At 70.1% G+C, this 12207-nt stretch carries 11 protein-coding genes; 5 read left to right on the forward strand and 6 right to left on the reverse strand.

Annotated elements, in window-relative coordinates; translation table 11 throughout:
* Nucleotides 1-154: 154 nt before the first annotated feature.
* The 5 genes from ACIGXJ_RS18845 to ACIGXJ_RS18865 form a co-directional block, all read right to left on the reverse strand.
* Nucleotides 155-1069 carry a GIY-YIG nuclease family protein gene (locus ACIGXJ_RS18845; protein ID WP_399646432.1) on the reverse strand — a complete coding sequence of 305 codons (915 nt, stop codon included), beginning with the start codon at nt 1067-1069 and terminating at the stop codon, nt 155-157.
* Nucleotides 1070-1380: 311 nt separating this feature from the next.
* On the reverse strand, nt 1381-2436 hold the full coding sequence (locus ACIGXJ_RS18850; protein WP_399646963.1) for a hypothetical protein: 1056 nt from the start codon (nt 2434-2436) through the stop codon (nt 1381-1383).
* Between the two features lie 1373 nt (nt 2437-3809).
* On the reverse strand, nt 3810-4394 hold the full coding sequence (gene thpR, locus ACIGXJ_RS18855; protein ID WP_399646435.1) for an RNA 2',3'-cyclic phosphodiesterase: 585 nt from the start codon (nt 4392-4394) through the stop codon (nt 3810-3812).
* Nucleotides 4391-4777, reverse strand: a complete 387-nt coding sequence (locus tag ACIGXJ_RS18860; RefSeq protein ID WP_399646437.1) for an SSI family serine proteinase inhibitor — start codon at nt 4775-4777, stop codon at nt 4391-4393. Before ACIGXJ_RS18860 ends, thpR begins: the two co-directional genes overlap by 4 nt.
* A gap of 81 nt (nt 4778-4858) precedes the next feature.
* Nucleotides 4859-5659: a hypothetical protein gene (locus ACIGXJ_RS18865; RefSeq protein WP_399646440.1), complete on the reverse strand. Its 801-nt coding sequence runs from the start codon at nt 5657-5659 to the stop codon at nt 4859-4861.
* Between the two features lie 323 nt (nt 5660-5982).
* Between ACIGXJ_RS18865 and ACIGXJ_RS18870 the strand changes: the two genes are divergently transcribed.
* The 3 genes from ACIGXJ_RS18870 to ACIGXJ_RS18880 all read left to right on the forward strand — a co-directional run bounded on the left by ACIGXJ_RS18870 (nt 5983) and on the right by ACIGXJ_RS18880 (nt 8691).
* Nucleotides 5983-6498: a DUF4184 family protein gene (locus ACIGXJ_RS18870; RefSeq protein WP_399646442.1), complete on the forward strand. Its 516-nt coding sequence runs from the start codon at nt 5983-5985 to the stop codon at nt 6496-6498.
* A 253-nt stretch (nt 6499-6751) separates the two neighbouring features.
* On the forward strand, nt 6752-7978 hold the full coding sequence (locus ACIGXJ_RS18875) for a PP2C family protein-serine/threonine phosphatase (protein WP_399646445.1): 1227 nt from the start codon (nt 6752-6754) through the stop codon (nt 7976-7978).
* A gap of 404 nt (nt 7979-8382) precedes the next feature.
* Nucleotides 8383-8691, forward strand: a complete 309-nt coding sequence (locus ACIGXJ_RS18880; protein WP_399646447.1) for a hypothetical protein — start codon at nt 8383-8385, stop codon at nt 8689-8691.
* A 231-nt stretch (nt 8692-8922) separates the two neighbouring features.
* On the opposite strand, the gene ACIGXJ_RS18885 is transcribed toward ACIGXJ_RS18880, so the two are convergent.
* On the reverse strand, nt 8923-9531 hold the full coding sequence (locus ACIGXJ_RS18885) for a hemerythrin domain-containing protein (protein WP_399646449.1): 609 nt from the start codon (nt 9529-9531) through the stop codon (nt 8923-8925).
* A 416-nt stretch (nt 9532-9947) separates the two neighbouring features.
* Here ACIGXJ_RS18885 and ACIGXJ_RS18890 point away from each other — a divergent pair, with 416 nt between their 5' ends.
* Both ACIGXJ_RS18890 and ACIGXJ_RS18895 read left to right on the forward strand, forming a co-directional pair.
* Nucleotides 9948-10421: a hypothetical protein gene (locus ACIGXJ_RS18890; protein ID WP_399646452.1), complete on the forward strand. Its 474-nt coding sequence runs from the start codon at nt 9948-9950 to the stop codon at nt 10419-10421.
* Nucleotides 10418-11593: a zinc-dependent alcohol dehydrogenase gene (locus ACIGXJ_RS18895; protein WP_399646454.1), complete on the forward strand. Its 1176-nt coding sequence runs from the start codon at nt 10418-10420 to the stop codon at nt 11591-11593. Before ACIGXJ_RS18890 ends, ACIGXJ_RS18895 begins: the two co-directional genes overlap by 4 nt.
* The last annotated feature ends 614 nt before the right edge of the window (nt 11594-12207 follow it).

Here is a 12207-nt window from a genome sequence, read left to right on the forward strand (position 1 = left end):
GATCCCGCGGCAGGTGCTCCCCATCTGGGCGCACGCTCATGTCCGACCCGTCGGCTTCCGCATGATGTGCGGGTTCCACCCGACCTCGGTCGGTGCGGCAGCCCGGGATGGACGCCGCACTGCACGAGTAGCTGAGGAGGACAAGAACCCAGGCTCAGGCAGGCGACGCCGCGGTCGCTTCCTCGTTGTCCTTGATGGTCCGGCCCTGGTCGTCCTTCCATTCCGTTCGCCCGTTCTTGCTGCCGCCGGACAGAACGCTCGCGGCGCTGGAAGGACTGTCGAATATGTAGGTCCTGGACAGGCGGTACTGCTGGTCGTTCGCGGCCACCAGAATGCCTTCGGCGATGAGCTCCTCACGAATCTTCTGATAGCCCGGCACCATCACCTTGGTTTCCCTGCGGGCCATCGCACCCGCGAGGACCGCGAATCCCCGGGAGTCGCTGTACCCCTCCGCTTCGGTCATCTGAGTCCTGAGGCGGTAACGCTTGCCCGCGATCTGCGCCTGATCGCTTTGCGTCACCTGCGCCGCCGCAGAGGGTTCCGGGACGTCGTAGATCTCGAAGGCAGTGACTCCCAGAAGGGGAAGCAGTAGCAGCGCTTCGTCGAGATAGGACTCCATGTCCGCGGTCTCCGGTTCGGACAGCCGGCCCAGCGCGGCTGGGTTGGTCCCGTTCTCCACCGCGGCAATCTGTGCTGCCTGCGCTATGGCGATCAGACGGGCTTCCAGGTACCTGATGTGCGCCTTGTTCAGTGAGTCGTCCTTCGTCGACAGAACAAAGGCGTGGGACCAGAAGTCCTTCTCCCGGACGTGGGAATCCAGCCTGGCCCGCACCTCCTCGCCCTCTCCGACATAGATCCTGTCGGCTCGTGCCCCCTGCGGGTCCGTCCCCACCAGTACATAGACACCCGAGCGCTGCAGTTCCGCGCGATGCCGGGCCCGGCCGTAGTCGGAGCGGGAGAAGCTCAGGCAGCACCCGGTCCAGCCGATGCGCTCCACCAGGCGCATCCCCTGAGGGGTTCCGTCGATGAGGAAGATCCGGATACTGGCACCACGCTGCTGAGCAGTCATCACATCACCGGCTCTGAATATGTCAGGAGATATACCCTCGTCGGGCACAGGAGATCATAGACCGGTGCGGGCGGCAGACGACCGGGAAGCGTAACCCTCGACATGCACGGCCGGGCCCTTGGCCGAGCAGCTGACGGGTGTTCGGCACCTGCGGCGGTCCCTTCCCCGGCCCCTCAAGGTACGGGTCAGGTACAGGAGTTCCTGGCCGGTCGGCTCGGGACCGCCGCCTGAAGCATGGCGTGCCGGCACTGGAACCGGCGGCCGCCACTGCAGTCCGGCAGTGGCGGTGCAGCCGCTGATGGGGAAGTGGCCTACTGCATCAGCTCGATGTGGGGATGGTCCGGGGATACCGGGCAGACGTGAAGCTGCAGATCGTAGCCTCCGGGAAGGTCGAGCATGGTCGGCTTCGCCGGATCGGGTTCGGTGGTGAACGACGTGGAGCGGGCTTGGTCCTGGTCGGGAATCCAGTCGGGAAAGTGCGTGTTCCATTCGGCCGAGGCGATGGTCAGCAGCGGATCCATCCCGGTGCCGCATGAGGAACAGAACCGGGGCTGGGGATCGGTGAGACCCCAGCGGGTCCACCCACCGACCTTCCAGCCGGGAGTTGTGGACAGCCTGCCCGTGTACAGCTCGGCGTAATAAGCCTTCGAGTACGGCGTGTCAGCGCTGTCCGGCGCGGTGCCGGCGGCCTGCCACCTGCGCCAGTCCTCCAGCTGCCGCTGGAGTTCCTTGCTCAGTTCCATGAAGTGGGGGTAATCGGTGATCTGCTCCGGCGCGAGCAGGCACGGCTCCGGCAGGTAGCCTGGGAACTGGATCGCGGGCGGTTCGGGAGGCGCGGCGAGGATGTCGGTCACCGCGGCGGCGGACCGCCAGATCAGCGCGGTCTCGGGCTGCTCGGGATGGTCGAAGGGGCACCACAGCACCTGGAGAAGGTCCGCTCCGGTCTGTCCTGGCGGGCGCAGCAAAGGGACGTCGCGTACGTACAACTGGGCCACGGGCAGCATGGCGATCGGGCCGTCGGGCCATGGGCGGCCGGCCTTGATCCGTTCCTCGATCGCCGGCTCCTCGGGTGTGTACCGGGTCACCGAGGGATCGCCGTAGGGCCGGTTCGCCACTGCGGCCCGGATGCGTCGCCGCTGCCGCACGTCGTCCGGCGAGAGGATCTCGTTCACCTGATCCCACTCATGCGGTTTCGCGCAGTACGGCCATGGCTCGTCGGCGGGCCACAGCAGCGGCCCGCCGACGGAGCTGTCGTGCGGTGTGGGCGCCCCGGGGCGGGGATGCAGCCGGGTCGCCGGGCGTGCAAGCGGGGCGAGTTGCGGGACGACCGCGGTGATGTCGACCAGCCGAGGCGGGGTGGTTCGGATGCGGAGCGCGGCGTCGATGCTCCCCACCCGCTCGGCGCACACCGACCGTATCTCCTCCAGAAGCTCTGGGTAGTGCTCGCCGTACGTGTGCAGCGCATGCGACACCGCGTCCAGTGCCGCTGTGAGGGGGGCGGGTCCGGCGGCGGCGAGCACGGCGGGAAGAGCGAAGTGCGGCTGCGAGATCAGCCCCGGGGTGCGCGGCGTGACGGCCGGGTGCATCACCACGACCTCGCTCTTCGTGCCCGCGGACGACGGCGGGACGTACGGAGGCCGCTCGGGCGGTATCGCTTCGAGTACCGACGTGTCCGGCACGCGAGGGTCGGAGCGCAGGGTCTCCCGCATCCGCTCCGTGTCGTCGAACGGCGGCGGGAGGGGGCGTCCTTCCGTCAACGCGGAGAGCGCCTGGGCGACCCACGGCACCTCGGTCAGGCCCGCTGCCTCGCAGGCTAGTCTCGCGGCCACCGACGCCACCGCACGCTGGACCTCGGGGCCCACAGCGTCGAGAGCGTGCACCAGGTCGCTGTCGAAGCGGAGGAGATCGAGGACGTTGCTCTCACGGGCACCGCGCAGTCTCTCGCTCGGCAGCCGTCCGCCCCACTCCCACTTCTCGTAGTGCAGCCGACGTTCCTCGGCGGCCCGTTCGGCCCGTTCCTCGGCGGCTCGTTGGAACACCTCGCGTGTCCACCTGGGGCTCCCCGGCCGCTCTGGTGGAAAGTTCCGTTCCCTCGTCCATACCCCGGGCGCAGTACCGGACCCGGTAGTCGGCCCGGGGGAGAGCCAGGTCCCATGCTGCCTCGCCGTCCCCCTGCACCAGACGTGTGCGTTCCGACGCGGGGCGGAAGGACACCTCCACCACGTCCTCCCAGTCCGGGTCCAGCGCAGGGGCTTCGTCGTGGACTTCCACGACGAAGCCGACGCTGCCCTTGTACAGCCCGGTGAGCAGGAGGAGCACACCGGCTACCGCGGCCCCGCACAAACCCCCGTCCTGGCTGGCGAAAGCCTTGGAGATGTCCGGTCTGGGACTGTCCGGATCGCTCTCGACGAATATCTGACTGCCGTCGACATGCACCTCGCCTGCGACCAGCCTGCGCACGACGCTCCCCTCGTCGAGGACGGCCTCGGAGCGCCCATGTCGGGCCGGCCGTCACATGATCCGATCATGCCGCAGGCCACTGACAACGGGGTCGAACGATGCCGAGACGACCTGCTTGCCGGCCCCGGGGACTTCGGGCGCCCAGGGCCAACGAGCAGGTCCGTAAGTGTCCGTCAGGTCTCACCCTGCCGGAAGCGCTCGGAGTCTGAGAGGCAGTGAGGCTCGGCCTGCGCCGGACGTGCACGGGCGGAACATGGGCAGCCGACGAGGGTGGTCGTGATCACTGGGCGCCGGTGAAGCCCCACGACTCGATGTCGCGGTAGCGGATCGGCCCCGGACCGCGACCGTAATTGCTGCCGACCAGGTGCAGGCGTTCGGCGTGCCAGCGACGGCCGGTGAAGTCGGCGAGTTCGGCGGCGACCTGCGGCACGCTGCAGGGATCGTCGCGGCGAGCGCGGGCGAGCGTCAGGTGGGGCCGCAGAGGGCGTTCCTCCAACGCCACCCCGGACTCCTCGACCACATCGCGGACTTCGGTGGCCAGCGTGTGCAGCCCTGCCAGATCTCCGTCGATCCCGGCCCACAGCACCCGCTCGTCGAAATGGCCGCCGCCGCGCAGCGCCAGCGCCACGGGGGCACGCCGCGCCGCGAGGTCCGCGAGCGGCTGACGCAGCAGCGGCACGACGCTCACGGGGAGTTCGCCGAGGAACGCCAGGGTGATGTGCCAGTCCTCGACGCGGTTCCATCGCATCTGAGGGTATGCCTCGTAGGCGGGCCGCAGCTCTCGCTCCAGCTCCTCCTTGGCCTCGTCAGGCGGCGCGAGCGCTATGAACACGCGGACGGTGGAGGCATCGGACTGTTTGTTCACAGAGGACTTCGTACACCACCGCCCAGGCCCGGACCGAATCCGAGTCCGCAAGTACGGTTCTTCACGCACGGGTTGCCGAAGGTGCGCTCATAGGAGACGCTCCGGCCCTCCCGGACGCCGTTGACTGTGACGACGATGGGGTCGAAGTACATCGGGCACATCACGCCCGCAGCGGGCTGCAGGGTGGTCGATTGTCGAACACAGCGCATCATGCGGAACACCGCGCGCTGGGCAGCGGCTCTGGGCCTGACGGCGACCGCCTTCTTCGGCCTCCTCACCGGGTCCGCTACCGCGGCGCCCGAGGCCGCGTCCCCGGTGCTGACCGCCAGGTACGCAGACACCTTCACCACCCCCTCCACCGTCACACCCTTCAGCGAGGTCACGCTGAGCTGCTCACCTGCCGCCTAGCGGCACGGTGAGCCAGTGGCACGGCTCGTTTCCCGGGCGAGAACGGCTGGGCTCCTTCACCCGGCGGTATCAGACTCCCAGCCACGCACCGCGTGGACGTGAGCCGTCTTCGGGTAGGCAGCGCTCGCCGAAGGGGGGCAGACCTCGAAGAGGTCGATCATCAGGAACAGCGGGTAGCGGGGGAACGGCGGCATGTGTTTCACGACAACACCTTCACAGCCGATGAATGTGCCTGAAGGCCCCCAGATCGCCGTCCAGGTATGCGGCTTCGACGCATCCACCGGAACGACGACTTCGGTCATGTCGGTGGCAAACCGCGTGTCTGAGTGCGCCTTCACCCCACACCGCGCACGGCTCCGGCCGTCGCCGACGCCGTCGGCATCGATCTCGAAGATGCAGACCTCGCCGGTGTCCTTCGCGGAGAGGTGCTCGGTTCCTACGAGCCACGCGGCGAGCATGCACCCCTCGTCCACGCTCGCGCTGACGGTCACGTCCACTCGCCCGGCGGAGGGCGCCCACAGCAGGCGCTCAGGGGTGTGTGTGCGGACGACCAGTTGGTCGGGCCGATGCCGGTGCGTTCCCCGCTCAGAACCCACCGGCCCTGAGAAGGTCCCGGTCTGAAGGTTGGACACGCGAAGCGGGGCGTCCTCCTCCCGCCAGTCCGGCTGGTCGGCATCGATGCGCAACCGCAGCCCGCCATGGTCGAAGTCGTAGCGCGCCCGGGAACGCTCGGGCGTCGTCCAGTGCGGCAGATAGTGATCGACCCATATGTCCGATCTGAGCGTTCCGGCCGTGAAGTCGTCCTCGAAGTCCGGCTTCCGGGCCGGGGCCTGCGGCAGGGGCGGGTACGTCGTCATCGAGTCATTCTGTCCTGTGTGATGCGCCTGGCGCCTGGCGCGGCCCCCTGTTCAACGGAGGACCTGCGCGACCAGGCCGTTTCCTTCCGGTCATCGGATCATAGGTTGATGCGTGCCGTTGACTGACGTCCAATGGGCGAGCACCGAGCCGTTGCTGCCGGACGGGCCCGACTGCGACGCTCCGGTCGAGCTCATCTGCGCCGTCGGCAGCCCCCTCCGCAGACGGTTGTGGCCGCATTTCCACCTCCTGAAGTGCTTGGGCATGCCGTCCACGGTGTGCCGGTGCGGTACGTGAACGCGATCGTGTCGACCACCTGCCGGTGATGACGCCACGTCCACCCCGGTTCGGAGGGTTCCTCGTCACCCATGTCGCTGCACTGCGCGCCGAGGCCCTGGGCGGGCTGACGGTCGCCCGGTCGCTGCAGTACCTGAGCACCCTCGGGGGTCTCGCGGCCATCGGCCTGCACCAGTGGCGCCGCCGCGGTCGGCTGCGCGCCGACGGCGACCCCGTCACCCGCCTGCGCCCCGTCGCGCGGTGGAGCGTGGTCACCGCCCTGATGGGGGCTGCCGTGCCGGCGGGCGTCGCACAAGCCCGCACCGACTTCGGCACGTACCGCTTCGAGACCGTGGCGGACCTTCGGCACCCGGTCGTCCGCGACCTGGGCCGGGGCACGACCGAGATCACCCACCCCACCAGGGCGGTGGAGGCACCGTGGGGCACAGTCGCCGAGGGAGTCCTGACCGGCGCCGCCAAGACGGCGGGCACCACGTCCGCCGCCGCCCTGCTGCTCTTCCCCGCCGCCTGGCACACCCGACGCCTGCTGTGCACGGAAGGCTGACGGACCTTCCCCGCGTGGGACATAGCGTCAGGGCACGTCGTGCTCCGAACGGCGCGGGCGGTGACCTCTCGTGTTGCCGGGCAGACCGCGCCGGGGCCGGGCGCTCCACAGGCGGCGGGCCGCCGCCGCACTCCACCGGCATCCCCCCGGCGTCCCCTTCCGGCGGGCCGGACCGTCGGAAGGCTCGTACCGTGGACGTGTGGGCGGCCGCGCTCTCCGGATGCGGTGAGCGTGACGAGGACGGCGGACCGCGATGACGGCGGACATCGACTTCACGGCCTTCTTCGAGGCCACACCGAGCCCGTATCTGGTGGTGGACGCGGACCTGGTGATCCGCTACGTCAACCCGGCCTACCTGGCGGTCACCGGCCGGACACGCGAAGAACTGGTGGGCCACCACTTCTTCGACGCACTTCCGGAAAACCCCGGCGCCCTCGACGACGCGCAGCACAGCCCGAAGGCGTCCCTGCTGCGAGTGCTGGAGACCGGGCTGCCGGACACCCTGGTGCTGCAGCGGCACGACCTGTCCGACCCGGACCGGCCGGATCAGTTCGAGGAACGATGGTGGTCCGAGGACCACACCCCGCTATCCGGGCCGGACGGCGCGGTGAAGTGGATCGTCCAGCGCGCGGAGGACGTCACCGCCTTCGTGCTCTCCCGCCAGACACACGAGCTCACCGCGCGGGAGAAGGGCATGGCAGCCGAGCTGTACGTGCGCGCCCGTGAACTGTCCCGGCTGAACCAGGAACTGCGCGAGGCACACGCCCGTGAACGGCAGGTCGCCGTCACCCTGCAAGGAGCCATGCTCGCCGCCCCCGACCTCAACCGGCACGACGACGACATCGCCGTCCGGTACCTGCCGGCCGCCACCTCGCTGAATGTGTGCGGCGACTGGTACGACGTCGTCGACCTGCCGCCGGACCGCTATGCCGCGGCCGTCGGAGACGTCGTCGGACACGGCCTGCACGCCGCGGCCGTCATGGGCATGCTGCGCAGCGCCCTGAGCGCGGCCATCCGCGCCACCCCCAGCCCCGCCCAAGCCTTGGAAGTGCTCGGCCTGTACGCCCGCTCCATGGACGGCGCTGCGGCCGCCACCGCGGTCAAGGTACTCATCGACACCCGCAGCCGGCTGATCGTCTACAGCAACGCGGGGCACCCCCCGCCCCTCCTGGTCCACGACGACGGCACCTGCGACGTGCTGGACAAGGCGACCGACCCGCCCCTCGGCGCCCGCCCGCACCATGTCCCGCGCCCGCAGGCCGGCCTTCCCTACTCCCAGGGCGACACCCTGGTCCTCTACACCGACGGGCTCATAGAACGCCGAGGCGAGGACATCGACGAGGGCCTCGGGCGCCTGTCTTCGGCCCTGACCGAGTGCAGGGCCCTCACCCCGAGCCGGCTGGCCGACACGCTGCTGGCCCGGCTCGACGTCGCCGGCGGCGCCGACGACGACATCGCCCTGGTCGTCATGCGCCTCTGAGTGGGCGGCCGTGCACGGGTCGTGAATCCGGCGCACTGACGGGCTGCACCGCGTGCCGCTCAGTTCACCAGGCGCACGCTCGAACAGTTCGCCCGCAGCCCCAGCGGGATCTGCGAGATCACCGACCGGTCCGAGGGTGAGCACCCGCCATGGACACACCCATGGCGCCGCTCTCCGGATGCCTCAGCGGTCCCGAAGCCCACCCCGGCGCCCCGCGACCGCCCGAGGCTGCCTCGACCCCCAGGTGGTGGAGGCGGCCCCGGTGCGTGTGACGCAGCGGATTCCGTGGCACTCGCCGGGTGCGGGCCGCCCGAACGGACGGACCGTGCGACCAGGCGAAGGCACGTCGGGGAGGACGGCGTCGGGATGGCGGAAAGCACTGATTCGACGATGCGGTTGAGGTCATGAAACGCGGCAAGCAGTACGCTGTCGCCGCCTCCGGGCAGTGGACCGATGAGGAGGAGGGGCGACGCAGGCTGCCCGCGGGCGAGGTCCACGCCTGGGAGCCAGGGCGGAACGAGACCGTCTGCGGGCTTTCCCTCAGCCGCTCGCAACTCGCCCGCTTCCCGCACATCAGCTGGCCCGATACCTTCCCGGAATCCGGCGGGGCGGCCGACCGGGTGCGGCGGGTCTGTCGACGCTGCGCCTCTGCCGCCGGACACCGCAGCCCAGCCGCCCGTCCACCGTGGCACCGCGTCAATCCCCGACCATGATCCCCACGTCGGCTCGCGTCATGGCGCCGGGCAGCTCGCCGACGACGCCACCGGAGGCCCGGGTCTGTCCGGGGTGGCACGGCCTCAGCCGCGGACGAACTGAGCCGAGCACGCCGGCACGACTGATCCGCCTGACTGTGAACGGCAGCGACGGAAAGCCGTGACGCCCGTGCGGCTGCGGGCGTCCCGGCTCCCTCGGATCACCTGTCTCGCCGTGCTGCGGACCAGGGATCACCTGTCTCGCCGTGCTGCGGACCTGCGCATCCCGAGGATGTCGCGCAGCCGGTCGTAGACGCTCAGCGGTACACCTAGCAGGGCATTGCCGGGAGGCCGCCGGGGGATGACCGGGTGCGGATGTGTCGGAGCTGTCTGGCGTACCGCCGCCCACGTGGTGCCGAGTGCGCGTAGCCGGGCGGTGTGCGTCGCGTCCTGGAGCCGGGGGAGGAGAAGGTCTTCCTCGTCCCTTATGTCCTGCCGTATCAACCCGAAGGCCCGCCGCACCCTGTCCTCACGACCGGGGTCACCGGCGGGATCGCGTTCGATCTCCGCGACGAGATCGTTGATCTGCTGATGCTCGTCCTCGACCCGGGTCGTCAGTTCCTCGCCGTCCTGGACCGAGGCTCGTACGGCGGGCCACAGCACCGTCTCCTCCGCGAAGGCATGGCTGAAGACCAGCTGTACCAACTGCTTCAGGACCTGTTCCCGCTGGTGCATGTCATCCAAGGTCGGGTACTGGTCCATGAGCCGGTCCATCTCCTCGTGCTCACGGCGTTGCCGCACCAGGATGCTGCCGCTTCCGCCGAGCTGGTCGACGGTCTGGTCCTTGATGGTCCTGGGCATGGTCGCTCCCGTGCGTGCGCCGGAGGCGGGTCGCGACGCCTGCCGGCGTCACCCTGATCCCCACGCCCGCACGGGTACCCCAAGGCGGCCCGGCAGAACGCCCGAGGACGTCCGGCTCGGCGCCGTGCGGAACAGGCGGTGCGGCTACGGGTTCGACATGACCCTGTTCGGCGGTCAGCCCGTGCAAGACGTCCCGCTCGCCCGTCTCCCGCTCCGAGGGCGAATGATCGAGGCCACGAGGTAATGGCTCACTGCCACAGATCCGCAGTACGGCCCGGCGGCCCCCGCCGGGCCCTGCTCGCACACGGGCAGATAGCGCAAGGGAGTCGGGGTACCCGCCCGGGCAGAGGCGTTCGCCGTCCCCCGTGGCGCGCGCTCACCCGTACGACTCCCGCTCATCGAGGATGTGAACGCACATGAGTGCCGCTGGGAAATCGCTGACGGTGGCTGCCGCGGGGCTCGCCACCGGGGCTCTGATCGCCGCACGCCGAGCGAAGTCGCGCCGATCCCGTACAGCTCCCGGGGATCGCTGGCTGACGGTGACGATCAACTGCGCGCCACAGGATGTGCAGGCGGACAAGCTGCCGACGCCGCTACAGGAGTACGGCGACCACATCGAGACCCGGATCCGCCCGGCGCCCGGTGACCGGGGCACGGAGCTGGCCGTGCGCTTGAGGAACGGTGGACCGGACGCCGCTCACTCGGTGCCGGCGCGGCTCGCCGGGGCCGACCCGCGTCAGGATCTTCGTCGTGCCCTGCGCGAGGCGAAGTCGCTGCTGGAGGCGGGAGAGGTGCTTCAGTCCGACGCACCGCCGACCACGCATGACACCCCAGGCGGAAAGCTGGTGGGTCTGCTCAGTCGCCGGGCCGGCGGGGAGGGTGTGCTGTGAAGGCTCTCTGCTGGGAAGGCGTCAACAAGCTCTCCGTCGAGCAGGTTCCCGATCCGGTCCTGCGCAATGACCAGGACGTGATCGTGCGCCTGATCGCGGGCACGACCTGCGGCTCGGATCTCCACCTCATCGGCGGCTATATCCCCTTCATGCGCTCGGGGGACGTCATCGGTCACGAGTTCCTCGGCGAGGTCGTCGAGGTGGGCTCGGCGGTACGGCGGCACAAGGTGGGCGACCGGGTGGTGGTCTGCTCGTTCGTCGGGTGCGGCCGGTGCTGGTACTGCGCCCACGACCTGTGGTCCCTGTGCGACAACACCAACACCAACCCCGGCATCGGGCAGGCCCTCTTCGGCGCCGACACCGGCGGCATCTTCGGCTATTCGCACGCCATGGGCGGACTGCGGGGCAGCCACGCCGAGTACGTGCGCGTCCCCTTCGCCGACCACGGGGCCTTCCCCGTCCCGGAGGGCGTCGACGACACGAGCGCCCTGTTCGTGTCCGACTCGGTGCCCACCGGATGGATGGGAGCCCACCTGTCAGGCGTGAAGCCCGGTGACGTGGTCGCCGTGTGGGGCTGTGGGGCCGTCGGCCAGATGGCGGCGCGCGCCGCGATCCTGCTGGGCGCGGAACGGGTGATCTCCATCGACCGGATCCCCGAGCGCCTGGAGATGACCGAGCGCCACATCGGCAGCGAAGTCATCGACTACACGAGCACCGACCTCGGGGCGGAGCTGCGTGAGCGCACCGGCGGCCGTGGCCCCGACGTGTGCATCGAGGCCGTCGGCATGGAGGCCCACAGCGACAGCCCCGTCCACCTCTACGACCAGGTCAAGCAGCAGCTCCGGCTCCAGACCGACCGTCCCACCGCTGTACGGCAGGCCATTCACGCCTGCCGCAAGGGTGGCACGGTCTTCGTCCTGGGCGTGTTCGCCGGCGCCGTCGACAAGTTCCCCCTCGGTGCGGTGATCAACAAGGGCCTGACCGTGCGGGGCGCCCAGCAGCACGGCCAGCGTTACATCCCGATGCTGCTGGACCGGCTGGCGGCCGGAGAGCTGAGCACGGCCCACCTGGCGACCCACACGGTGCCCCTCGACGAGGCACCGCGGGCCTACGAGATGTTCAAGCAGAAGACGGACGGCTGCGTGCGCGCTGTGATCCGACCGGGCGACTGACCGAGGCTGCTCACAGCCGGTCTCCGATCCCCGCAAACGCGGCGCCCCCGACGGCCGGGCGCCGGTGACGCCGCGTGGTGGGCGCGTCCGCTGCTGCCGCCGGACCGAGAGCGTGGTCGGCTCTCGCCGATTGCCGTCGGCATCGGGCGGAGCATTGACGCCGCGGCCGGGGCGGTGTGCGATCTTGCGCCGGTACGGTACCGACCGCGACACCCCGGTCGAGATCCGATCGCCGGCCTGGGCCCCTTCCCCTCTACCCGGCTCGAGAGGTGTGCGCTGAGAAACCGGCCGTGCGCGGCCTGCGGGTACAGCTCTTCGGCGAGGCCGTGTCCGCGCTGTGCGGTACGTTCGCCGCGCTCATCGGCCGCCGCGGTCTGGCGCCAGGGGCAGTCGTCACCGCCCTGTCGTCACCGCCCTCTCTGAGCCCGGCACCGCAACCGCAGCGAGCTCCTGGTTTTCGCCTTGCAGGTCGAGTGTCTGGGTGCCTCGTCAAGCTCGGCCCGCAAGTTCGTCCTCGGCGCGGACACCGGCACGCACCTGCTCCACACCGGCACGCACCTGCTCCACACCGCCGTTCTGCCATGGCCGAGGACGGAGCAGTCGGGCGGCCCACC

Origin of the sequence: Streptomyces sp. NPDC053367 (assembly GCF_044545925.1) — a bacterium.
GTDB lineage: Bacteria > Actinomycetota > Actinomycetes > Streptomycetales > Streptomycetaceae > Streptomyces.